This is a genomic window from Roseovarius atlanticus (assembly GCF_001441615.1).
Taxonomy (GTDB): Bacteria; Pseudomonadota; Alphaproteobacteria; order Rhodobacterales; family Rhodobacteraceae; genus Roseovarius; species Roseovarius atlanticus.
This window is the reverse complement of the sequence record NZ_LAXJ01000037.1, coordinates 1-21916: the sequence shown is the minus strand read 5'-3', so window position 1 is coordinate 21916 and position 21916 is coordinate 1. Positions and strand designations below refer to the sequence as shown.

General features: G+C 61.6%; 20 protein-coding genes. 17 read left to right on the top strand and 3 right to left on the bottom strand.

Going from position 1 to position 21916, the window contains the following annotated elements; all coding sequences use genetic code 11:
• The first annotated feature begins 7 nt into the window (after positions 1 to 7).
• From XM53_RS21570 to XM53_RS21550, 5 genes are all read left to right on the top strand, one after another.
• On the top strand, positions 8 to 796 hold the full coding sequence (locus tag XM53_RS21570) for a glucose 1-dehydrogenase (RefSeq protein ID WP_328586704.1): 789 nt from the start codon (positions 8 to 10) through the stop codon (positions 794 to 796).
• Positions 797 to 909: 113 nt separating this feature from the next.
• The gene (locus XM53_RS21565; RefSeq protein ID WP_057796870.1) at positions 910 to 2847 is read left to right on the top strand and encodes an AMP-binding protein; all 1938 of its coding nucleotides are present in this window, start codon (positions 910 to 912) and stop codon (positions 2845 to 2847) included.
• A complete protein-coding gene (locus XM53_RS21560) occupies positions 2844 to 3698 on the top strand; it encodes an SDR family oxidoreductase (protein WP_057796869.1) in 855 nt (284 codons plus the stop codon). The genes XM53_RS21565 and XM53_RS21560 overlap by 4 nt, the downstream gene beginning before the upstream one ends.
• Entirely contained in the window at positions 3682 to 4407 is a 726-nt protein-coding gene (locus XM53_RS21555; RefSeq protein ID WP_057796868.1) for a helix-turn-helix domain-containing protein, read from the top strand. Before XM53_RS21560 ends, XM53_RS21555 begins: the two co-directional genes overlap by 17 nt.
• Before the next feature lie 21 nt (positions 4408 to 4428).
• Positions 4429 to 4884 (top strand): PaaI family thioesterase, encoded by a 456-nt coding sequence (locus XM53_RS21550; RefSeq protein WP_057796867.1) that lies wholly within the window; start codon positions 4429 to 4431, stop codon positions 4882 to 4884.
• 20 nt (positions 4885 to 4904) lie between these two features.
• Here the strand turns inward: XM53_RS21550 and XM53_RS23835 are convergent, their stop codons facing one another.
• From XM53_RS23835 to XM53_RS21540, 3 genes are read right to left on the bottom strand one after another with little or no spacing between them, the layout of a single operon-like run.
• On the bottom strand, positions 4905 to 5273 hold the full coding sequence (locus tag XM53_RS23835) for an AMP-binding enzyme (RefSeq protein ID WP_236544603.1): 369 nt from the start codon (positions 5271 to 5273) through the stop codon (positions 4905 to 4907).
• Between the two features lie 48 nt (positions 5274 to 5321).
• On the bottom strand, positions 5322 to 6425 hold the full coding sequence (locus XM53_RS21545) for a class I adenylate-forming enzyme family protein (RefSeq protein WP_236544602.1): 1104 nt from the start codon (positions 6423 to 6425) through the stop codon (positions 5322 to 5324).
• A 26-nt stretch (positions 6426 to 6451) separates the two neighbouring features.
• The gene (locus XM53_RS21540) at positions 6452 to 8452 is read right to left on the bottom strand and encodes an NADPH-dependent 2,4-dienoyl-CoA reductase (protein WP_057796866.1); all 2001 of its coding nucleotides are present in this window, start codon (positions 8450 to 8452) and stop codon (positions 6452 to 6454) included.
• Positions 8453 to 8580: 128 nt separating this feature from the next.
• Between XM53_RS21540 and XM53_RS21535 the strand changes: the two genes are divergently transcribed.
• The 12 genes from XM53_RS21535 to XM53_RS22830 form a co-directional block, all read left to right on the top strand.
• Positions 8581 to 9762: an acyl-CoA dehydrogenase family protein gene (locus XM53_RS21535; protein ID WP_057796865.1), complete on the top strand. Its 1182-nt coding sequence runs from the start codon at positions 8581 to 8583 to the stop codon at positions 9760 to 9762.
• Positions 9759 to 10538 carry an enoyl-CoA hydratase/isomerase family protein gene (locus XM53_RS21530; RefSeq protein WP_057796864.1) on the top strand — a complete coding sequence of 260 codons (780 nt, stop codon included), beginning with the start codon at positions 9759 to 9761 and terminating at the stop codon, positions 10536 to 10538. Before XM53_RS21535 ends, XM53_RS21530 begins: the two co-directional genes overlap by 4 nt.
• 9 nt (positions 10539 to 10547) lie before the next feature.
• Positions 10548 to 11708 (top strand): acyl-CoA dehydrogenase family protein, encoded by a 1161-nt coding sequence (locus XM53_RS21525; RefSeq protein WP_057796863.1) that lies wholly within the window; start codon positions 10548 to 10550, stop codon positions 11706 to 11708.
• A 26-nt stretch (positions 11709 to 11734) separates the two neighbouring features.
• Positions 11735 to 13126 carry a phenylacetate--CoA ligase family protein gene (locus XM53_RS21520; RefSeq protein WP_057796862.1) on the top strand — a complete coding sequence of 464 codons (1392 nt, stop codon included), beginning with the start codon at positions 11735 to 11737 and terminating at the stop codon, positions 13124 to 13126.
• Positions 13123 to 14730: an acyl-CoA carboxylase subunit beta gene (locus XM53_RS21515; RefSeq protein ID WP_057796861.1), complete on the top strand. Its 1608-nt coding sequence runs from the start codon at positions 13123 to 13125 to the stop codon at positions 14728 to 14730. The genes XM53_RS21520 and XM53_RS21515 overlap by 4 nt, the downstream gene beginning before the upstream one ends.
• A gap of 10 nt (positions 14731 to 14740) precedes the next feature.
• Complete coding sequence (locus XM53_RS21510; protein ID WP_057796860.1) at positions 14741 to 16747, top strand: acetyl/propionyl/methylcrotonyl-CoA carboxylase subunit alpha; 2007 nt, start codon at positions 14741 to 14743, stop codon at positions 16745 to 16747.
• 4 nt (positions 16748 to 16751) lie between these two features.
• Positions 16752 to 17711 (top strand): hydroxymethylglutaryl-CoA lyase, encoded by a 960-nt coding sequence (locus tag XM53_RS21505; RefSeq protein ID WP_057796859.1) that lies wholly within the window; start codon positions 16752 to 16754, stop codon positions 17709 to 17711.
• Between the two features lie 12 nt (positions 17712 to 17723).
• Positions 17724 to 18638: an SDR family NAD(P)-dependent oxidoreductase gene (locus XM53_RS21500; protein ID WP_057796858.1), complete on the top strand. Its 915-nt coding sequence runs from the start codon at positions 17724 to 17726 to the stop codon at positions 18636 to 18638.
• A complete protein-coding gene (locus XM53_RS21495; protein WP_057796857.1) occupies positions 18638 to 19432 on the top strand; it encodes a citryl-CoA lyase in 795 nt (264 codons plus the stop codon). Before XM53_RS21500 ends, XM53_RS21495 begins: the two co-directional genes overlap by 1 nt.
• A gap of 3 nt (positions 19433 to 19435) precedes the next feature.
• Positions 19436 to 20599 carry an acyl-CoA dehydrogenase family protein gene (locus XM53_RS21490; protein WP_057796856.1) on the top strand — a complete coding sequence of 388 codons (1164 nt, stop codon included), beginning with the start codon at positions 19436 to 19438 and terminating at the stop codon, positions 20597 to 20599.
• A gap of 11 nt (positions 20600 to 20610) precedes the next feature.
• On the top strand, positions 20611 to 21450 hold the full coding sequence (locus XM53_RS21485) for an FAS1-like dehydratase domain-containing protein (RefSeq protein WP_057796855.1): 840 nt from the start codon (positions 20611 to 20613) through the stop codon (positions 21448 to 21450).
• Between the two features lie 212 nt (positions 21451 to 21662).
• On the top strand, positions 21663 to 21916 hold a 254-nt coding region (locus XM53_RS22830), incomplete at its 3' end, for an ATP-binding cassette domain-containing protein (protein ID WP_144435648.1).

Sequence of the window (21916 nt, the reverse complement as noted above, 5' to 3'; positions counted from 1 at the left end):
TGCCAAGATGATAACGGAAGAGGAGGACCTCCATATGCGAGGGTTGAGTGGAAAACGCGTGATCGTGACAGGCGGCGGCAGCGGCATCGGGCGCGCGGTGTGCGAACGGTTCGGCGAAGAAGGTGCCGAGATTGCGATCTTTGACATGAGCGAAGACGGGGCGAAGGAAACGGTTCGCCTGATCACCGAGGCCGGCGGCAAGGCGCAGGCCTTCAAGGTGGACATCACCGACCGTGCCCAGGTCGACATGGCTGTAGCCGAGTTCGAGGCCGGGGGTCCGGTCGATGTGCTGGTGAACAATGCCGGCTGGGACGTGATCAAACCGTTCCTCGACACCGATCCCGACCTTTGGAAGAAGGTCATCGACATCAATCTTTACGGTCCGCTGCATATGCATCACGCGGTGCTTCCGGGCATGGTCAAGAACGGGGGCGGCCGTTTGGTCAACATCGCGTCCGACGCCGGACGCGTCGGATCATCCGGCGAAGCCGTGTATTCGGCCTGCAAGGGCGGCATCATCTCGTTCACCAAAACCGTAGCGCGCGAACTGGCGCGTAAAGGTATTCAATTGAATGCGGTCGCCCCCGGCCCGACCGATACGCCGCTGTTCGCTCAGGTTGCCGAGGGCGAGGCCGGTCAAAAGATCGCCGAAGGTCTCAAGCGGGCGATTCCGATGAAGCGTCTTGCGCAGCCGACAGATTACCCTGGCATCATCTGCTTCCTGTCGTCGGACGACGCAGGATTCATTACCGGCCAGGTGATTTCGGTTTCGGGCGGCTTGTCCATGCACGGTTAAAACGCTGGCAGCAGCGCCGGACTCAAGGCGCTGCTGCCAAACCGTGCCAAGAGTTACCTCCCCGACTGGCCGCGCCTTATGTGCGGCCCTTTTTCATTCTAGAAAGGTTGCGAATGTTTCAGCCAGGCTCTGACATCCAGCGGACAAGCACGCTGACCGCATTTCTGAGGGGCTGCGGCATTGACAGTTACGAGGAACTCGTCCGCCGTTCGAATGAAGACCCAGACTGGTTCTGGGGCCAGATCATTGACCATGCCGGGATACGGTTCGCGCGGCCCTACAGCCGGTTGCGAGATATCTCCGAAGGGCCCGAATCGATCCGGTGGGCCGTCGGGAGTACTTTGAATCTGACGGAAACCTGTCTTGACGCCCGAATTGCCGATGGCTTGGGCGACAAGGTCGCAATCGACTGGGTCGGCGAAGACGGAAGCCGCCGCCGCTGGACCTATTCCGACCTTACCGCCGAAGCCTCCCGCGTTGCCTCGGCCCTTGCCACGCGCGGTGTAAGGCCCGGTCAGGCGGTGGGCATCTATATGCCGATGATCCCCGAAATCGAGGCCGCGCTTCTGGGTATTGCCCGGCTGGGCGCGGTTGCGGTGCCGCTGTTTTCCGGTTTTGCGCCTCATGCCATCGTATCGCGCCTGAACGACGCGGATGCCGTGGCGGTGCTGACAGCGGATGCCACACCCCGGCGAGGCAAGCCGGTCTGGATGGAAGCGAGCCTCGCCCAGGCTTTGACCGACGTGCCATCGGTTCATACCGTGATCAGCCTGCGACGGTTCGGCGGTGCGATGGCCGATCCGGCCCGCGATCTGGACTGGACCGAAACAGTGGGCCGCGCCAGTCCGGAGTTTGCCGCCGTTCCCGTCAGTGCCGATGACACCTTTCTCATCGCCTATACATCGGGCACCACCGGGCGGCCCAAGGGTGTCGTGCATACCCATTTGGGCGTGCAGGCCAAGGCCACGGCCGATTTCCTGCTTTGCCTCGACATGAAACGGGATGACCGGCACCTCTGGATGACCGACATGGGGTGGGTCATGGGACCGCTCACCCTTTTATCGGTGCTCTTGTCCGGTTCGACTCTGGTGCTGGCCGAGGGCGCACCATCAATGCCCGGCGATCCCTTCAGGCTGCTGCGTCTTGCGTCCGAGATGGAGGTCACGCATCTCGGTGTGGCCCCGACCCTGGTACGGCAGTTCATGACGCAGGATACTGAACCCTTGTCGGGCTACGACTTGTCGCCCCTGCGCATCGTCGCCTCGACCGGCGAGCCCTGGACCGACGACGCCTGGCTCTGGCAGCTCGATCATATCTGCCGCCGCCGCGCCGTGCCGCTGAACATCTCGGGCGGGACCGAGCTTTTTGGCGCGATCCTGACCTCGACCGTGCTGCACGAGCTCAAGCCCGGCGGATTTTCGGCCCAGGCCCTGGGTGTCGGGGCCAAGGTTCTGCGCCAGGACGGCCGCGAAGTCGCACCGGGGGAGGTCGGGGAACTGGTCGTGACCCAGCCGCCTCTGGGTCTGACCCCGGCCATCAGGGGGGACCGCGATCGCTACCTTGACACCTACTGGTCCACCTTCCCCGGCCTCTGGCGGCACGGCGACTGGGTGCGCTGCGATCCGGACGGGACATGGTATATCCTGGGCCGGTCGGACGACACGCTGAACATCGCCGGCAAACGCATCGGCCCGCCCGAGATCGAGGCGGCCCTGACCGAAACCGGAGAGGTGGTGGACGCCGCGGCCATCGCGGCACCTGATGACATCAAGGGCGTGGCTGTCGTCTGCGTCTGCGTGGCGGCACCAAATGTGTCGCCGGACGCGGAGCTCGTGAACCGGCTCAAGGATCGTGTCGGGGAGATCGTCTCGAAACCCTTCCGCCCGCGCGAGATCCACTTTGTCGAAGCGCTGCCCAAGACCCGCAGCATGAAAACCATGCGCCGTGTCGTGCGCGCCGCCTTTCTCGGTGAAGATCCAGGCGATCTGTCGTCGATCAGCAACCCGGAAACCATTCAGCCCATCGCAGACCTGCAAAAGGAAAAGTCATGATCACTGTTTTCGGAGCCACGGGCACGACTGGCGCGCCCCTCGTCGATACGCTTCTGGCAAAAGGCGCGTCCGTGCGCGCTGTCACCAGCGCCCCCTCCAAGTTAGATGCGCTAAGGGCCAAAGGATGCGAGGCGGTCGCAGCGGATTTCACGGACCCTGCCGCGCTGGCGCGGGCCTGTGACGGGGCAGAAAAGATATACCTGGTCACGCCTGCACATCTGAACATGCGCCAATGGAAGGCGAACGTGATCGAGGCGGCCAAGGCCGCAGGCGTGCGCCATATCGTTTTGGCCACGGGGCTTGGCGCATCGCCCAAGGCCGGGCTGACCTTTGGAAAGTGGCATTCCGAAACCCAGGAACTGCTGAAGCAAAGCGGCCTTGACTGGACCTTTGTCCAGCCGACCTATTTCATGCAGAACCTGCTGTGGCAGGCCGGCAACATTGCAAAGGACGCCGTGTACTATGACGATCTGGGCGGCCCCGTGGCCTGGATCGACGCCCGCGACATCGCGGATGTCGCCGCCGAGGCGCTGACCGCTCCGGGGTACGAAGGCAAGGTTCTTGGCCTGACCGGGCCCGAAGCTCTTGCAGGGGATGACATCGCGGCCCTTCTGTCCGGGGTGACGGGACGAACAGTGTCGTGCGTGTCCCTGTCGGCCGAGGATGCCAGGGCGGGCATGGTGGCCGGCGGAATGCAGGACGAGGTCGCCGGGGCCATGGTCGAACTGGCCTCTATCGCGCCCAGGGGCTACCTAGCCGGCATCGAGACCACGGTCAGCGATGTGATGGGACGCCCGGCGCGCCGATTTGCCGATTTCGTCGCCGAGAACCGGGATGCTTTCGTCAAGTAAACTGATGGCGGCGCCGCTTTATCTCGAACTGGCGCCGCTCGAGGAAGCGGCCAAACAGATCGACCATTTGTTCGTGTTCCGCGATACCGGTGTGCTGAGCGGTGGAGGACGCGGGCGGTTCGCAACCGACCTCTTTACCCTTTCGGTAACGCGCGACGACAGCAGCGGGGCGCGTGTATCGCTGGCGCCACCGCGCTCGGGCTTCACTCCCCGCCCAAGGCCATTCCATGGTGTCGTGGCCGGGCTGAGGCTGTCGTCACGACCGAAGCACTTACCCGAATCCGAAGTGCTGGACACGTTGGCCTCAGAACTGGCCCGTGTTCAGACCGGTGACGATGACCTGCCTGCGCTCATCGCGGTGCTTGACGGCCTTGCGAGAGACCTGCGCTTTGCCGCACCACCCGGAGCGTACAGCGACCGGACCGAACGTCGAAAGGTGCGGGCGGATACCGGCGTGTCGCGGCGGCGGCTTGCCGCCTCGCGGCGCTTTCGCCAGGCTCTTGGGCAGCTTGCGTCACAGAGCCTGCCGCTGAGCGATCTGGCGCTGGACGCCGGATATTGCGATCAATCCCATATGTCCGTCGCTTGCCGGATCTTCGCCGGCAAACCGCCCGGCGCGTTGCGCGCTCAGTCCGTTCCGCATCGTTTTGACCTTTCGCTACAAGATACGCGCCTCAAAGACCGCCTAAGATTGGTCATTGACGAATGAAATCGAAGAGGAAGACCCGCCATGACGCAATTCAAACCGAAAAACCCCGACTATGACGCACGCGTGCGCGACAGTTTTGATCGCCAGAAGGTGATGAACACGTTGGGGGTCAGCATTGCCGAGCTATCGCCCGGCCGCATTGTTCTGGAGATGGCACATGAGGATGCCCTGACCCAGCAACATGGGTTTTTGCATGCCGGAATCGTGTCGACAGCGCTGGACAGCGCCTGCGGATACGCGGCCTTTTCGCTGATGCCCGCGGACGCGGCCGTTTTGACAGTCGAATTCAAGATCAACTTGCTCAACCCGGCGGATGGCGAACGGTTTCGTTTCGTCGCTAACGTGGTGAAACCAGGCAGGACGCTGACCATTTGCGAGGCGCGTGCCTATGCCGTGAAGGGCCAGGATGAAAAGCTCGTCGCAACGATGACCGGAACACTTATGGCGCTGGTGGGGCGAACGGGCGTGGCGGGGTAACGATCGGGCCGGGGCGCAAATTAATCCGCGAGCCGGGCTTCGAGGATATGCCGCTGGACCTTTCCGCTGGTCGATCTGGGAAAATCCTCGAACGCGATGAAAAGAAACTCGCGCGGCCGTTTGTAGCCAGCGAGGTTTTCGCGGCACAAATTCATCAGCGCCTCGGCATCCGGCCCGTCCTTGCTGCAGGCGACAAAGGCCACCGGGCTTTCCCCCCATTTCACGTCGAATGCCCGCACTACCGCGGCATCGACCACACCGGGATGAGATAGAAGCACACGCTCGATTTCCGCAGGATAGACGTTCTCGCCGCCCGTCTTAGTCAAGTATTTCGCCCGATCCATAAAGTCGACGGTGCCGTCCGCATTGCGCCGGAACAAGTCGCCCATGTGGAAAAAGCCGTTGCGAAAGTCGCGGGCGTTGGCGTCGTCGGCGTTTCAGTAGCCTGAAAACAATGTCGGGCCCCGCACAGCCATTTCGCCCGGCGTTCCATCCGGCACTTCGCGGTCGTCGGGATCGACCAGCCGAACCTCGCAAAATGCGCTTATGCGCTTGGAAAGCCGGTCCGGGGTCACACCCGGCGCAATCAGATCGGCGGTCCCCGGCGGCAGGCCGGTTTCAGTTGCGCCGAAGGAATTCAGATAGGGCGTGTCCAGAAGGGCCGTCAGTTCCGCGATCTGATGCGGCGGCACCAGATCGGCCATTGCGCCGCAAACCTTGATCCCCTTCAGCGGCAAAGGGTTGGCGCGTCGTTCTGCGATAAAGACGTCCAGCGCACCGGGCATCATCACGAACCAGCCGATCCGGTGGCGCGACAACGCCTCGTTGATGACCGCAGGCTGCAAACCGTCCACCAACACCACGGTTCCGCCCCGCAGGACCGTCGCCAGCGCATGATCGGTGGACGCCATGTGGAACATAGGTGCCCAGGCGATGAACCCGTCGCCGGGATCCAGCGCCAGCTGCGCCGCAAAAGCCATGGATCGGGCGATATGCGCGCGGTGGCTGATAAGCGCCCCCTTGGGCAGGCCCGTAGTCCCCGAGGTATAGAGGATCGTCAGACCGGCCTCGGGGTCGTCGATCATGGTTCCGGTGCGCGGGTCCGGCCCGGCCCCGGCAATGGCCGTTTCCAGGTCTGGCCCGACGGTCAGACAGGGGGTCGACGCGACGGCGCGATACGCTTCTGAAAGTTCCGGTTCGACAACCGCGAGCACCGGCTCGACCAGATCGATGCAGTGCCACAGTTCATCGGGGGCAAGCCGCCAGTTCAGGCAAGCGACAATCGCGCCGATTCCCGCCGCTGCAAGTTCGACCTCCAGGTATTCTGAGCGGTTATGCGACAGGATCGCGATCCTGTCGCCGGGCGCCACGCCTCGTGCCAGAAAGACAGCCGCCAGACGATCGATCCGCCCCAGCAATTCGGCACACGTCAGTCTCTTGCTGCCGTCCTCAATGGCCAGATCCCCCGCGCAATCCTGTGCGCGGGTTCGAAAGATCGAATACAAGTCGGCGCGCCCTGCACGCGAGACTTCGGTCAGCATGGTATCCTTTATTGCCAGAGTTCGGCTCAAAGCCTTTGCGCCAGGCGTACTCCTTCATCAATGGCGCGCAGCGCATCAAGTTCGGCGGCCTCCTTTGCGCCGCCGATCATCGTAACCGTGGCGCCGCGCGCGGCAAGCTCTTCTGCCAGGGCCCGTTCCGGCTCCTGACCGGTGCACAACACGATTGTATCGGCCGCGATGACCTTTGGCTTTCCGTCCGCGACGACATGCAACCCGGCGCCGTCAATGCGTTCATAGGTCACTCCGCCCATGGCCTCGACCCCGTGTTTGCGCAGCGCATTCCGCAGAATCCACCCTGTCGAGACGCCCAGACCTGCACCGGGTTTCGATGTCTTGCGCTGAAGCATGACGACCTTGCGGCGCGATGGTTTCGGGGCCAGAGGGTCGCCACTCAGGGCACCCGAGGAGACAAATTCGGGGTCCACAGCCCAGGTTTCGCAAAAGACGTCGGAGTTGGCGGTCTCGGCGGGTTCGGTCACCAGGAACTCGGCCACATCATGACCGATGCCCCCTGCCCCCATCACGACGACACGGTCGCCCGCCACACGGTCGCCGGACAGAATTTCGGCATAGGTCGCGACGCTGGGATGGTCGATACCCGGCAGGTCGGGAATCCGCGGCGTGACCCCGGTGGCGATGACCACATGGTCGAAGCCTTCAAGATTGCTCACGTCAGCACGCTGCCCCAGACGCTGCGTGACCCCGTGTTTCTGCATCTGACCGGCATAATACCGAAGGGTTTCGTCGAACTCGTCCTTGCCGGGTGCGGCGCGGGCCAGATTCAGCTGACCGCCCAGCTTGTCCTGCGCCTCGAACAGCGTGACAGCATGGCCCAGCCGCGCCGCCTCGACGGCTGTGGCCATGCCCGCGGCACCACCGCCAACGACGGCCACTTTCTTTGGCGTGTCGGCTGGCGTATCCCGGAATTCCGTTTCACGCCCGGCCCTTGGATTGACCAGACATCCGACCGGCCGGTCAGAAAAGATGAAATCCAGACAGGCCTGGTTGCAGGCGATGCAGGTGTTGATCTCGTCCGCGCGGCCCTCTCGCGCCTTTTTCACGAAATGCGGATCGGCCAGAAACGGGCGCGCCATCGAGATCATGTCCGCATCGCCAGAGGCAAGTATGTCTTCGGCAAGCCGGGGTGTGTTGATCCGGTTCGAGGCGACCACCGGGATCGACACGGCCGCTTTCACGTTGGCTGCCGCCTGGCGCCAGGCACCGCGCGGCACCGGATAGGCGATCGTCGGCACGCGGGCCTCGTGCCAGCCGATGCCGGTGTTCAGAATATCCGCACTTGCGGCCTCGATCTTGCGGGCCAGTGCGGCAATTTCATCGGCGGGCGCGCCGCCCTCGATCAGATCGGCCGCCGAAATCCGGTAGATGACCAGAAAGTCGGGGCCGCAACGTTCGCGCACCGCGCGCACGATCTCGACCGGGAATTGGTGGCGGTTCGCGGCGCTGCCGCCCCAGTCGTCTTGGCGCTTGTTGGTATGGGTGACGGTGAATTCGTTGATCAGGTATCCCTCGGACCCCATGATCTCGACGCCATCAAAGCCTGCGGCCTGCGCATTGGCGGCCGCCACGGCAAAATCCTCGATGGTACGGAGAATGTCGGCTTCGGTCATTTCACGCGGGATGAAACGGTTGATCGGGGCGCGGATCGGCGACGGGGCCACACACCCTTCGATCTTGGCATAGCGCCCGGCGTGGAGGAGTTGCGCGCAGATCAGGCTGCCTTCGGCCTGCACCGCCTCGCAGATCGGGCGCAGGCTAAGCGCTTCTTCCGGATCATCGATTCGCGGACCTTCTGGATCGAATATGCCCTCGGCATTGGGCGAAAACCCGCCGGTGACCAGAATCGCCGCCTCCCCCCGCGCCCGCTCAGAGTAAAAAGCGGCCTGTTTGGCTATGCCGTCAGGCTCGGTTTCCAACCGCGTGTGTATCGACCCCATGATGACACGATTTCGCAATGTATGCTGGCCTGCGCGGATGGGCGAGAGCATGGTTTCAAAGCTTCCATCTGGTCTATTTTTCACTTTGGTTCTCCTCCTCAAAACTGCACTTGATCTACATTCTAACATTTGTTAGATTTTCTTGGAAAGAAGATTTTCGCTCTTGGGGAGTAGCACCGATGCAATTCCAGCCTACAGACGATCAGAAGGCGTTTCGCGAGACCGCAAAGCGCTTCGCAACTGAAAGGCTTGCGCCCACATATCAAGAACGCGCCAGCGGCCATACATTCGACCGTCCGCTGATCAAGGAAATGGGCGCACTGGGGCTGATCGGGGCCGATCTGCCCGAGGAATTCGGGGGACTCGGCGAAAGCTCTGTCACGTCAGGGCTGATCGTCGAAGAGATCGCCTATGCCGATTTCAACGCAAGTTACGTGCAGCTTCTGGGCTCTCTCATGGGCGGAATGGTTGCCAAACATGCCTCCAAGGACATCGCGTCGGAATGGGTGCCCAAGGTTGTTTCGGGTGATGCGGTCATTGGCCTGGGCCTGACAGAGCCGCGCGGCGGTTCGGATGCGGCGAACCTGATTCTGAGAGCCGAGGAATCCGGCAACGGCTGGCGGCTGAACGGTGAAAAGACATCCATGAGTTTTGCCAGTCAGGCGGATGCGGCGGTCGTCTTTGCCCGTACCGGCGATCCTGACGACGGCTCACGCGGGGTCAGCGCCTTTTTCGTCGATCTGAACCAGGGCGGCATCAAGCGCACCCATTTTGACGACATCGGCACCAAGCCTGTCGGGCGCGGGTCGGTGTTCTTTGACGATGTTTTCGTGCCGGCTGAAAACATGATGGCGGAACAGGACCGTGCCTTTGGCACGATCATGGCGGGCTTCGACTATTCCCGCGCACTGATCGGGCTGGAGTGCCTGGGGGCCGCGCAAGCGTCGGTGGATGAAACCTGGGCCTACGTTCAGGAACGCGAGGCATTCGGGGCCCCGATCGTGCAGTATCAGGGTGTCAGTTTTCCCTTGGCCGAGGCCGAGACCCAACTGACCATGATGCGCCAGCTTTGCTATTACACGCTGGACCTGCGCGACCGTGGCCTGCCCCACACCTCTCAGGCCGCCATGTGCAAATGGTACCTGCCCAAAACCGCCTGCGAGATCCTGCACCAGTGCCTGATCCTGCACGGACATTACGGCTACACCACCGACCTGCCCCACCACCAGCGCTACAACGATGTGCTCGGCTTGCAGATCGGTGACGGCACCGCGCAGATCCAAAAGCTGGTGATCGCCCGCGAGAAGGTCGGTCGCTTGGCGCTGCAGTATGACAAGAAGGCGAAGGGAGCCTCGAAATGAGCGACCCCATCCTCGTCACTTCCGAGGGCAACACCGGCATCATCGAACTGGCCCGCCCCGAGAAATTCAATTGCCTATCACTTGAGGTGCATGAGCGTATTTCTGTCGCGCGTGCGGAATTCGAGGCGAACCCCGCTATTCGGGCGATCCTCATCCGGGCGCAGGGCAAGCACTTTTGCACCGGTGCCGATCTGGTGGAAGTGAAAGGTAAATTGAACGATCCCGCCGCGCTGGACCATTTCATCGCCTTTGGCATGAACAACCTGCGTGCGCTCGAAACCTCCTCCCTCCCTGTCGTGGTGGCAGTGCAGGGGTTGTGTCTGGCCGGCGGGATCGAACTGATGCTGGCATGCGATGTGTGTTTCGCGGCCGAAAGCGCCCAGTTTGGCGATCAGCACGCGCAATTCGGGCTGATTCCCGGTTGGGGTGGCTCGCAGCGGTTGACACGGTTGATGGGGCAGCGCAGGGCGCTCGACCTGATGTTCTCGGCCCGCTGGCTCAAGTCGGACGAGGCCAAAGAGGCCGGATTGGTCAACTACATCGCGCCGGATGCGGACCTGCACAAGTCTGCGCTGGAATACTGCGAGAAAATCGCCACCCGTTCACGTCCCGGCATCGCCGAGATGAAGCGGTTGGCGCGCGAAGGCGCGGACCTTGGTATCGACCAGCAGATGCGGCTTGAGCGCGATGCCGCCGTGCGCGCACTGCCCAGCGATGACGTGGCGGAGGGCCTCGATGCATTCGAGAACCGGCGCGCCCCCGAATTCAAGGCTTGAGGACGAAACATGGATTTCATTTTGAACGACGAACAACGCCAGATTTACGACTATGGCGGCCAGCTGGCGCAGAAGTTCGACAACGATTGCTGGCTGAGACACGCACGCAAGCACGAGTTTCCGCACGAAATGTTCCGCCAGATCGCCGATGACGGCTTCCTCGGCATCATGGTGCCCAAGGAATATGGCGGCGCGGGCCTTGGCATGACCGAAATGGCCCTGTTCATGGAGGGCACCGCCAATCAAGGCATTCCGCTTTTGATGATGGTGGTCGGGCCGACCATGTCGCTGGCCCATATCGCCAGCCACGGGAGCGAGTTCCACAAGAAAGAACTGCTGCCGGCTGCCTGCCGCGGTGATATCCAGTTCTGTTTCGCGATCACCGAACCGGGGGCCGGGTCGAACACGATGAAAGCCACTACGCTGGCCAAGCGTCGAGGCAACCGGTTCAGCCTGTCGGGCGAAAAGACCTTCATCACCGGGGCCGAAGTGGCCGACTACTGCCTCGTGGTGGCGCGGACCAAACCGCATACCGAGGTCAGCCGCAAAACCGACGGCTTTACCCTGTTCGCCGTAGATCTAAAGAAAAAAGGCGTCGACAAGCAGCGGGTGAAGATCTCGATCCCCCTGCCCGAGGAGCAGTGGACACTGTTCTTCGACGATGTGGATCTCGGCCCCGAGGATGTGGTCGGCGAGGTGGACAAAGGGTTCTCGATCCTGTTCGACAGCCTCAACCCCGAGCGTATCATCCTGGCCGCCCTATGCTGTGGCATCGGCCGGTTCGCCCTGAACAAGGGCGTGGCCTATGCCTCCGAGCGCAATGTGTTCGGCCAACCCATCGGTGCGCACCAGGGCGTGCAGCACCCGATGGCCAAGGCGCACACAGCGGTCGAGATGGCCAGCCTGATGACCCGTCGCGCGGCATGGGAGTTCGACAACAAGCTGCCTGCCGGTGCGTCGTCGAACATGGCGAAATATGCCGCCGCCGAAGCCGGGATCGAAGCGGTCGACGCGGCGCTTCAGGCGCATGGTGGATCGGGCTTCACCGAGGATACGGGGCTTTACGAAATGTACCCGCTGGTCCGCCTGCTGCGCACAGCGCCGGTGAACCGCGAACTGTGCCTGAGCTTTATCGGCGAAAAGGTCATGGGCCTGCCACGATCCTATTGATGCCACGGCTTGGAACGGAGAACGACATGCAATTTGGAATGCGCTTCCGGCGGGAAGATGCCGCCGACAAGGTAAATGATCGCTTCTGGCACGCGATCGAGGGCACGCCGCTCGACGAGGTGCGCCGTATTCAGGAAGAGCGGCTGCGCGATCAGATGGCCTATCTCAAGGCAAACTCGACATTCTATCAGGAGAAGTTCGCGAAAGCCGGTGTGGAATTCGACGATATCCGCACCATCGAAGACCTGCAGAAACTGCCCTATACCTACAAGACTGAGATCCGCGAAAGCCTGGCCGCCGAACCGCCGTTCGGCAAACACCGCGCCGCGCCCATGTACGAGATCATCCAGATGCAGGCATCGTCGGGCACGACCGGCAGCCCCTCATATGTGGCCCTGACCGAATCCGACGCCGAAATGTGGCACGAGATGACGGCGCGCTGTTTCTTTGCCAATGGCGTGCGGCCGGGCGACATGGTGCTGCACGCGTTTTCGCTCGCCAAGGGCTTTGTCGGCGGCATCCCCGTGATGCAGGGATTGCAGTACATGGGCACGATCGATGTGCCGGTGGGCGCCGATGGCGGTGCGGAACGGCTGCTGCGCGCCTGCGCCGACACCCGCCCGCGTTGCATGGTCGGCGCCCCGAACTTTGTGCTGCACCTGGCCGAAAAGGCTCCCGAGGTGCTTGGCTGCAAGGCCAGCGAACTGGGTATCGAGCGCGTGATTGTCGGCGGCGAACCCGGCGGCGGCATCCCCGCAATTCGGGCAAAGATCGAAAAGGCCTGGGGTGCGAAATGCACCGAGATGCTGGGCGGCACCGATCTGGGCGTGACATACTGGGCCGAGTGCGACGCCCAGTCGGGTATGCACATGGTCAACATGGATTATGTCCTGACCGAGCTGCTCGACCCGGAGAGCGGCAGGATCATTCCCTGGAAAAAAGGCGCAGAAGGCGAGATGGTCTATACCGCGCTCGGCCGCCAGGCGAGCCCGCTCGTGCGGTTCCGGTCAGGCGATTATATCGAAGTGATCGATACCGAATGCTCCTGCGGCCGCACCGGACCGAAGATCCGCTGCACCGGCCGCACCGACGACATGCTGATCGTGCGCGGGGCCAATGTCTTCCCGTCGGCGATCAACAGCATCATTACCGAAATGGTGCCGGACACCAACGGCGTCATGCGCATCGTGGCCGATTTCGAGGGCCACACCACGCAGGGCGCGCTGACGGTGATTGTCGAACGCGGCCCCGATCGCGATCCGGCCGATGACGTCACCCTCAAAAAGAAAATTGAGCAGCGGCTGCGCGACTCCTTGGTCTTCAAGGCCGACGTTCACCTGGTTGCGGCCGACACTTTCGAAAAACCTGGCGCCGCTAAGGTCGCCTTCGTTCTCAGGAAATATCCAGACCTGCCATGACTAGAAAGAAATCCCTTATCGACAGCGGTTCGGACGACTTCCGCGCCAACGACGTGTCTTACCGCGAAAAGGTCGATGAACTACATGCCCTCCGGCTCTCACAGCGCGTCGGCGGCCCCGAAATGGCGCGCAAACGTCATGTGGACAAAGGCAAAATCCTGCCGCGCGAACGGATCGAACGGCTGATCGACCCGGGCACACCATTTCTGGAACTCGGCGAGTTGGCCGGACTGAATATGCACGAGGGAGTTCCACCCGGCGCCGGCATCATCACCGGTATTGGCGTGATCGAAGGCCGTCAGTGCATGATCATCGCCAATGATGCCACCGTAAAGGGCGGCACCTATTTCGGGATCACCTGCCGCAAACACGTCCGGGCACAGAAAATTGCCTGGAAAAACCGCCTGCCCGTCATCACCCTCGTGGACTCCGGCGGTGCCTTCCTGCCCGATCAGGCCAACCTTTTCCCTGACGAAGGCCAGTTCGGCTCCATCTTTCACCAACAGATCGGCATGTCTGGCGATGGTGTGCCGCAAATCGCCGTGGTCATGGGGCCCTGCACCGCGGGTGGTGCCTATATCCCCGCGCTCTGTGACGAAGTGGTGATCGTGCGCGGTCAGGGCTTTATGTATCTGGGCGGACCGGAATTGACCTTTGCCGCAACCGGCGAAAAGGTCGAAGCCGAAGAACTGGGTGGCGGCAAGATGCATTCGTCCGTCTCCGGTGTGACCGACCATTTGGCCGAAGATGACGCCCACGCTCTGGCCATCACGCGCGAAATTGTCAGCCATCTTGGCGAAAAACCCCAACCCCGCAAGACGCCCGAAGCGCCCCGTGCGCCCGCCTACCCGGTCGAAGAGATTTATGGACTCATCAGCCGCGACCCCAAGGTGCCGACCGACAACCGCGAAATCGTGGCTCGGTTGGTCGATGAGAGCGATTTTCACGAATTCAAACCGCTTTATGGCGACACGATCATGACCGGCTGGGGCCGCATCCACGGCCACGAGGTCGGTATTCTCGCAAATACAGGCGTGCTTTTCGTCGAAGCCGCACTGAAGGCCACGCATTTTATCAATCTCTGCGTGCAGCGTGATATTCCGCTGCTGTTCCTGGCCGATGTGAACGGCTTCATGGTCGGGCGCGAGGTCGAGCAGATGGGCATCGCAAAAGCCGGTGCGAAGATGATCACGGCCATGTCTTCGGCCCGGGTGCCGAAATTCACCATTATCACCGGCGGCTCCTATGGGGCGGGATACCTGGCCATGCTGGGCCGCCCGTTCCAGCCAGATGCGATGTTCGCCTGGCCAACGGGCCGGTCAGCGATCATGGGGCCGGAACAGGCTGCCAGCGTGCTGGCGCAGGTGCGCGCGCAGATCAACGAACGCGAAGGCAAAAGCTGGACCCCCGAGGAGGAGGAAGCCTTCAAGGCACCGATCCGCAAGGAATACGAGGATTTTCAGGGAGCCTATAATTTTGCTTCCAACCTTTGGATCGACAGCGTGATTGAGCCCTGTGAGACCCGTGACGTCATGGCGCTGATGCTGGATGTGACATCGCGCAGACCCAAGGTCGATACCAACTTCGGCGTGTTCAGGATGTGAGGAGCGAACCGTGAAAATCAAAACGCTTCTGATCGCCAACCGCGGCGAAATTGCCTGCCGGATCGCGCGCACCGCGCGGGCCAGCGGTATCACCCCGGTCGGCGTGCATTCGCGAGCCGATGCCAATGGGCTTCATGTGCGCGAGATCGGGCATTCCGTCTGCATCGGTGCCGGACCGGCCTCCGAGAGCTACCTGAAGATCGATGCGGTGATCGACGCCGCGAAATCGGTCGGCGCGGATGCGATCCATCCCGGCTATGGCTTTCTGGCAGAAAACCCCGATTTCGCCCGTGCCGTCGAGGCCGCCGGGATGATCTTCATGGGGCCGACCCCGGACACGCTCGAACGCTTCGGCGACAAGGCCAGCGCCAAGGCGGCGGCCGTGGCCGCAGAAGTTCCGGTGATCTCGGGCGCCGAAGGCGCGCGGTCCGATCCGCAGCAGATTGCCGACGAGGTGCGCGAAATGGGCCTGCCCGTCCTGCTCAAGGCTGTCGGCGGAGGAGGCGGGCGCGGGCAGCGGCTGGTCACCGACGAAACCACGCTGGTCGAGGACATCGAAGGCACGCTGCGCGAAGCAAAATCCACCTTCGGCTCCGAAGGGTTGCTGTTGGAGCGTTTCCTGCCCGAGGCGCGCCATGTCGAAGTGCAGATCGCAGGCGACGGCAAGGGCCATGTGGTGCATCTGTTCGAACGCGATTGCACGCTTCAGCGCCGCCACCAGAAGGTCATCGAGGAAGCCCCGGCCTGGGGTCTGCCCCGGACGCTTATGGACGACATCGCGCGCGACGCGGTGCGCCTTGGTGAAACGCTGGACTATCGCGGTCTGGGCACGGTCGAATTTCTGGTCGCGGGGGACGAGTATTTCTTCCTTGAGGTGAACCCGCGCATTCAGGTGGAACATCCCGTCACCGAAGCGATCACCGGGCTGGACCTTGTCGCGCTTCACCTGCGGATTGCCGAAGGCGCGGGCCTTGGACTGGTGCAGGACGATCTGACGATCAACGGCCACGCGGTCGAGGCGCGGCTTTACGCCGAAGATCCGGCGATGCAATTCGCCCCGTCGACGGGCACGCTCTCCACGCTCAGCCTGCCATCGGGCCTGCGCATCGACAGCGGCGTCGAGGAAGGCGATGCCGTCACGCCCTATTACGATCCGATGATCGCCAAGCTGATCGTGCACGCGCCCGACCGGGAAACCGCATTGGCACGTCTGGCCACGGCGCTTGATCATGTCGCGGTCGAAGGTGTCGAGACCAATCGCGCCTTTCTAACGGCGCTGGCGCGAAACCATGAATTCGAACGGATGCAGGTGCATACCCGCTGGATCGACGGCAGGCTGGATGAGCTGACACAAGCACCCGGACTGACCCGCCCCGATCTTTGGAAAGCGACCGCTGCCATTCTCTTCGTGACCCAGTCGCGCAGCGACACAAACGCCAATCCCTGGACCAATCGTGATGCCTTTACCGGCTGGCGGCTTGGCCTGGGCGGTGATGCGATTGAAGCGGGGCAGCGCGTGACGCTTACCGATTCTGACGAGGTATCCGAAGAACTGCGCATCGGCCCTGTCAAACCGGGCGCCAAGTACACCGTCCATTCGGAAAACGGCGAGGCGCTGACACTGTCGGCATGTGAACTGACCCCGGGCCGTTGGCGTGTCGGCGAAGGCGACACCGTCCATCTGATCGACGCGCGCCTGCACGCGGGCGTGATCGAACTGGACACGCCCGAAGGTCGCCTGGTCTTCCGCCCCGCCGCGCCCCTTGCTTTTGCCGGCGGCGATGCCGCGGCGGACCGCGCCGTGACCTCTCCGCTGACCGGAATGATTGTCGAAATCAAGGTCTCCGATGGTCAGAGCGTGGCCGAAGGCGAAGTGGTCGCGGTCATGGAATCCATGAAACTCGAAATCTCGATCCGGGCGGCCGCGGCCGGAATCGCCAGCAATATATCCGTCTCGAATGGGGACATGGTCGATCGCGGCCAGGTCATCGCCGAGATTCTGCCATCCGAGGAGTGATGAAATGAACGACTTTCCCAAATTCGTAGAATTTCGTGAAGAAGGCCCGCGTGAGGGTTTTCAGATCGAAAAAAAGATTTATCCGGTCGAAGAGCGGATCGAACTGATCGACATGCTGAGCGAAACCGGTCTGAAGCGCATTCAGGTTGGCAGTTTCGTCAGCCCGAAATACGTGCCGCAGATGGCAGACACCGGGGAGTTGTTTCAGCGTATCAAGCGCAAGCCGGGCGTGAAATACACATCGCTGTGGCTGAACGACAAAGGGTTCCGCAAAGCTCTGACCGCGCATGAGGTCGATATCGACCCGCGTCTGCTGTTCTATCCTTCCGAAGCATTCGCAAAGTCGAACAACAATTGTTCCTCGGCGGAGATGCGGGAAAAACAACGCGACTGGGTTCGTATTTACAAGGAAGAAGGATATACGGTCGACGCAGCCTATGTGATGACCGCCTTCGGCTGCAACCTCGAAGGCCCCATCCCCCAAGAACGCATCTTGGACGATTTCCGCTTTATCCTTCAGCTGTGCGAAGAAGAGGACATCCCCGTACCGATCCTTGTGATCGCCGACACAATGGGCTGGGGAAACCCCGAGGCGGTCAAACGAATGATCGGCGCCCTGCGCGAATTGGCGCCCGAGGCGCGCATCGGTATGCACATCCATGACACGCGTGGGCTGGGGATCGCCAACGTTTATGCCGCGCTGTCGATGGGCGTGGACATGTTCGAAAGCTCAGTCGCCGGTCTTGGCGGCTGTCCTTTCGCGGGCCACGGCCACGCGCGGGCCGCAGGAAATGTCTGCACCGAGGATGCAGTATTCCTGTGTCACGAACTCGGCATCGAAACCGGCATTGATCTGGAAAAGCTGATCGCAGCGGCGGTCAAGGCAGAAGAGATCATCGGTGTGCCGCTCATGGGCCGGGTCATGCACACCGGCGGGTTGGACAAATACCGCAAGGCTAGCTGAGGGAGAAAGAGGATGACAAAAGCACTTGACGGAAAGGTGGTTCTGGTCACCGGAGCCGGCGGTGGGATCGGGCGCGACATCGCCTTGATGGCAGCCGCAGAAGGCGCCGCCGTTGTGGTCAACGATCTGGGCGCGTCCCTCAAAGGCACCGGTCAGACCGAAACTGCGGCGCAGAAAGTCGTCGAAGAGATCAGGGCCGCCGGGGGCAACGCGATCGCCGATGGCGGCAACGTCACCGATTCGGACGCCGCGCGCGCGATGGTCGAGGCCGGGGTCAAGGAATTCGGCCGCATCGACGCGGTGGTGAACAACGCCGGCATCCTGCGCGACGGTTACTTCCACAAGATGACCTACGAGGATTTCGACGCGGTGGTGAAGGTCCATCTCTATGGCGCCTTCAACACCAGCCGTGCGGCGGCTGATTATTTCCGCGAACAAGAGGGCGGCGCTCTGGTGCACATGACGTCGACCTCGGGGCTAATCGGCAATCTGGCGCAGGCGAATTACTCGGCGGCAAAGCTGGGCATCGCGGCCTTCTCGAAATCGGTCGCGCTCGACCTGAAACGCTGGAACGTGCGGTCAAACTGCATCGCGCCCTTCGCCTGGAGCCGGATGATCTCGTCTATCAAGACGGACACCCCGGAACAGGTGGCACGGGTCGAAAAGATCAAGGAAATGACACCGGCCAAAGTCGCTCCAATGGCCTGTTTCCTGATGAGCGACCGCGCGGCTGACGTGTCAGGACAAATCTTTGCGGTTCGCAAGAACGAGATCTTCCTGTTCAACCAGCCCCGCCCGGTGCGGTCGGTTCATTCCGGTGATGGCTGGACCGCCGATGAAATCGCCGAGCGCGCCATTCCCGCGCTCAAATCACAGTTCACGCCGCTCGAAGTTTCGGCGGATGTCTTTTCGTGGGATCCGGTTTGATGGGAAAACGCAAAGAAAAAATCAGCTCCGACATTGCCTGGAGCACCTCTGACAAGATCTGCGTGCGCGGTCTTGACCTGCCCAACGAGATCCTGGGCCACATGAACCTCGGCGATCTGGCGTTTCTGCAGTTGACGGGTCGCAAGGCCACACCCGAGGAAAGCCGGGTGTTCAACGCCATCGTCATTACCTTGGTCGAACATGGCATCACGCCTTCGGCCCTGGCGGCGCGGATGACTTACATGGGGGCGCCGGAATCGCTTCAGGCGGCTGTGGCGGCTGGCTTGTGTGGGCTGGGCACCGTCTTTGTCGGTTCTATGGAAGGTGCCTCGAAAATGCTTTACGAGGCACTGCCACAGGACAAGTTGGGCACCGGTGTCGATCTGGATGCGCTGGCCGTCGAGACGGTGGAAAAATTCCGCGCCCGCAAGATAATCGTGCCAGGGCTCGGACATCCGGTGCACAAGCCGGTCGATCCGCGCACACCTCGCCTGTTCCAGATTGCTGCCGAGAACGGCAAGTCCGGTGACTACATCGAGTTGGTCCAGAAAATTCAGGCCGTTGCCGAAGAAAAATCGGGTAAGATGCTGCCGATTAACGCCACGGGGGCGATCGGAGCGATCTGCTGTGAATTTGGCTTCCCCTGGAAGATCGTGCGGGGCTTTGGCGTCATGGCACGCGCCATCGGTCTGGTCGGTCATATCCTCGAAGAGAGCGAAAACCCGATTTCCTATGAGCTTTGGCAGCGTGCCGAGCAGGAAATTCTTGAAACGTCGGGTCCGGGAGCGAGATAACCGATGCAGACGTCAGCCCCAGACACTCACACCGATCTGCGCGACGCCTTGCGCGCACTTTGCGCGCAGTTTCCGCCGGAATATCATCGCAAGTTCGGCGAAAACGAAACCTACCCCGAGGAATTCGTCGATGCGCTGACCCGCGAGGGCTGGCTCGCCGCGATGATCCCAGAGGAATACGGTGGCTCGGGTCTGGGGTTGACGGAAGCCTCGATCATCATGGAGGAGGTGAACCGCTGCGGCGGAAACGCGGGCCATTGCCACGGGCAGATGTATAACATGGGCACGCTTCTGCGACATGGTTCGGATGAGCAAAAGCAGAAATACCTGCCCGGTATTGCCAGCGGCGCGTTGCGCCTGCAATCCATGGCCGTGACCGAACCGACAACCGGGACCGACACCACCAAACTGAAGACCACCGCGGTCAAGAAGGGTGACCGGTATGAGATCAATGGCCAGAAGGTCTGGATCAGCCGTATCCAGCATTCTGACCTGATGATCCTGCTGGCACGCACCACGCCGCTGGACGAGGTCAAGAAAAAGTCGCAGGGCCTGTCGATCTTTATGGTCGATTTGAAAGAGGCAATCGGCAACGGGATGGAAGTCCGCCCAATCGCCAATATGCCCGGCCACGAAACCAATGAAGTGTTTTTCGACAACCTGGAAATCCCCGCCGAGAACCTGATCGGCACCGAGGGGCGTGGGTTCTACCATATTCTTGACGGGCTGAACGCCGAACGGACCCTGATTGCGGCGGAATGTATCGGTGATGGATACTGGTTCGTTGACAAGGCCCGCGCCTATGCCGGTGACCGCGTGGTCTTTGACCGTCCTATCGGCCAGAACCAAGGCGTGCAATTCCCTATCGCCAGGTCCTATGTGAACGTCGAGGCCGCCAATCTGATGCGCTTTGAAGCCTGCAGGCGCTTCGATGCCGGGCTGGATTGCGGAGCGCAGGCGAATATGGCCAAGCTGCTGGCCTCTGAGGCCAGCTGGGAAGCGGCCAATGCCTGCATCCAGACCCATGGCGGCTTCGGTTTCGCACGGGAATACGATGTCGAGCGCAAGTTCCGCGAGGCCCGGCTGTATCAGGTGGCCCCGATCTCGACCAACCTGATCCTGTCCTATGTCGGCGAACATATCCTCGGCATGCCGCGATCCTTCTGAAGACCAGAAACATGGGTGAGATTGAACTTGACGCGCTGGCGCCCTGGATGGGACGCACCGAGACTAAGGAAGATGTTCTGACGCAGGGGCTGATCGACAAATTCCGCGCCACGCTCGATCCGCATCTTTGGGACGGAGCGGGCGGTGTCCCGCTGGGGATACATTGGTGCATTGCCCTTGATACCGTGCCAGCTGCCGCCCTGTCAGAAGACGGCCATGCCGCGAGGGGTGGATTTTTGCCCCCTGTTCCGCTGCCCGCCCGCATGTGGGCTGGCGGCGATGTTACGCATATCGCGCCGCTAAAAATCGGCGAAACCATCACCCGACGCTCTTCGATCAGGAATATTGTGGCCAAGCAGGGCCGTAGTGGACCATTGGTCTTTGTGACCGTCGAACATGAGTATCTGAGTGGCAACCGGCTTTGTATCCGGGAGCAGCAATCGATTGTCTATCGCGAGATTTCCACCCCCCGCACGGGCGAGAGCGCACCTGACGCGGGTGACCCCACCACGCTCAGATTGACCCTGACACCGGATCCTGTTCTTCTGTTTCGCTATTCGGCGCTGACGTTCAATGCCCATCGCATTCACTATGACCGCATCTACGCCACCGAAACCGAAGCCTATTCCGGACTTGTCGTGCATGGCCCATTGCAGGCCACGCTGCTTCTGAATCTGGCGGCGGATGCGTTGAAAACATCACCCTACCGGTTTTCGTTCCGCGGTCTCGCGCCCCTCACCCTGCCCTGCGAATTGCAACTGCACAATGAAGAGACCGGTACCTCCGGGACAGTCTGGTGTCAGGATCAAAAAGGTCTTCGAAGCTTTTCCGCAGAGTACGCGGCTGTCTGATCGGTTTTCTTCGGTAGCGAATTCACTTGTTGACCAAATTTTCTAACATCTGTTAGGCTTCGCGGAGAGACTTGGTAAATAAACCAGGCAAACCTCTGAGTTAAGAGGTGGGAGGAGGAACAATGCGAGGAAAACTCGTAACCAACAAAAAAACCGTGCGGTCAGGCTATGCGCGCCTCCATTAAGTGTAGTGGAAAGGCACGGGCCGCAACATGACCACGAATAACGGGCACGTATCCTCACCGCTTGCGGTGCGTGGTGCAACTTTGAAATTTGGCGGTGTGACCGCGCTCGACGATGTGAGCATCTCCGTGGCCTACGATGAATTGCTTGCAATTATCGGACCGAACGGAGCCGGAAAAACATCACTTCTGAACGTGACTGCGGGCTTCTACCGTCCGCAGAAGGGCCGTGTCGAATTGCCCGGAGGGGACGATAGTGTCCCGGGGGATGGTGTAAGAGCGCT

Bases quoted from the DNA above. Each gene is read 5' to 3' on its own strand.
- XM53_RS21515 (WP_057796861.1), top strand. From the start codon at position 13,123: ATGACTAGAAAGAAATCCCTTATCGACAGCGGTTCGGACGACTTCCGC.
- XM53_RS21520 (WP_057796862.1), top strand. From the start codon at position 11,735: ATGCAATTTGGAATGCGCTTCCGGCGGGAAGATGCCGCCGACAAGGTA.
- XM53_RS23835 (WP_236544603.1), bottom strand. From the start codon at position 5,273: ATGGGCGACTTGTTCCGGCGCAATGCGGACGGCACCGTCGACTTTATG.
- XM53_RS21545 (WP_236544602.1), bottom strand. From the start codon at position 6,425: ATGCTGACCGAAGTCTCGCGTGCAGGGCGCGCCGACTTGTATTCGATC.
- XM53_RS21495 (WP_057796857.1), top strand. From the start codon at position 18,638: ATGGGAAAACGCAAAGAAAAAATCAGCTCCGACATTGCCTGGAGCACC.
- XM53_RS21485 (WP_057796855.1), top strand. From the start codon at position 20,611: ATGGGTGAGATTGAACTTGACGCGCTGGCGCCCTGGATGGGACGCACC.
- XM53_RS21490 (WP_057796856.1), top strand. From the start codon at position 19,436: ATGCAGACGTCAGCCCCAGACACTCACACCGATCTGCGCGACGCCTTG.
- XM53_RS21560 (WP_057796869.1), top strand. From the start codon at position 2,844: ATGATCACTGTTTTCGGAGCCACGGGCACGACTGGCGCGCCCCTCGTC.
- XM53_RS21555 (WP_057796868.1), top strand. From the start codon at position 3,682: ATGCTTTCGTCAAGTAAACTGATGGCGGCGCCGCTTTATCTCGAACTG.
- XM53_RS21570 (WP_328586704.1), top strand. From the start codon at position 8: ATGATAACGGAAGAGGAGGACCTCCATATGCGAGGGTTGAGTGGAAAA.
- XM53_RS21530 (WP_057796864.1), top strand. From the start codon at position 9,759: ATGAGCGACCCCATCCTCGTCACTTCCGAGGGCAACACCGGCATCATC.
- XM53_RS21500 (WP_057796858.1), top strand. From the start codon at position 17,724: ATGACAAAAGCACTTGACGGAAAGGTGGTTCTGGTCACCGGAGCCGGC.
- XM53_RS21505 (WP_057796859.1), top strand. From the start codon at position 16,752: ATGAACGACTTTCCCAAATTCGTAGAATTTCGTGAAGAAGGCCCGCGT.
- XM53_RS21525 (WP_057796863.1), top strand. From the start codon at position 10,548: ATGGATTTCATTTTGAACGACGAACAACGCCAGATTTACGACTATGGC.
- XM53_RS21540 (WP_057796866.1), bottom strand. From the start codon at position 8,452: ATGCTCTCGCCCATCCGCGCAGGCCAGCATACATTGCGAAATCGTGTC.
- XM53_RS21535 (WP_057796865.1), top strand. From the start codon at position 8,581: ATGCAATTCCAGCCTACAGACGATCAGAAGGCGTTTCGCGAGACCGCA.
- XM53_RS21550 (WP_057796867.1), top strand. From the start codon at position 4,429: ATGACGCAATTCAAACCGAAAAACCCCGACTATGACGCACGCGTGCGC.
- XM53_RS21565 (WP_057796870.1), top strand. From the start codon at position 910: ATGTTTCAGCCAGGCTCTGACATCCAGCGGACAAGCACGCTGACCGCA.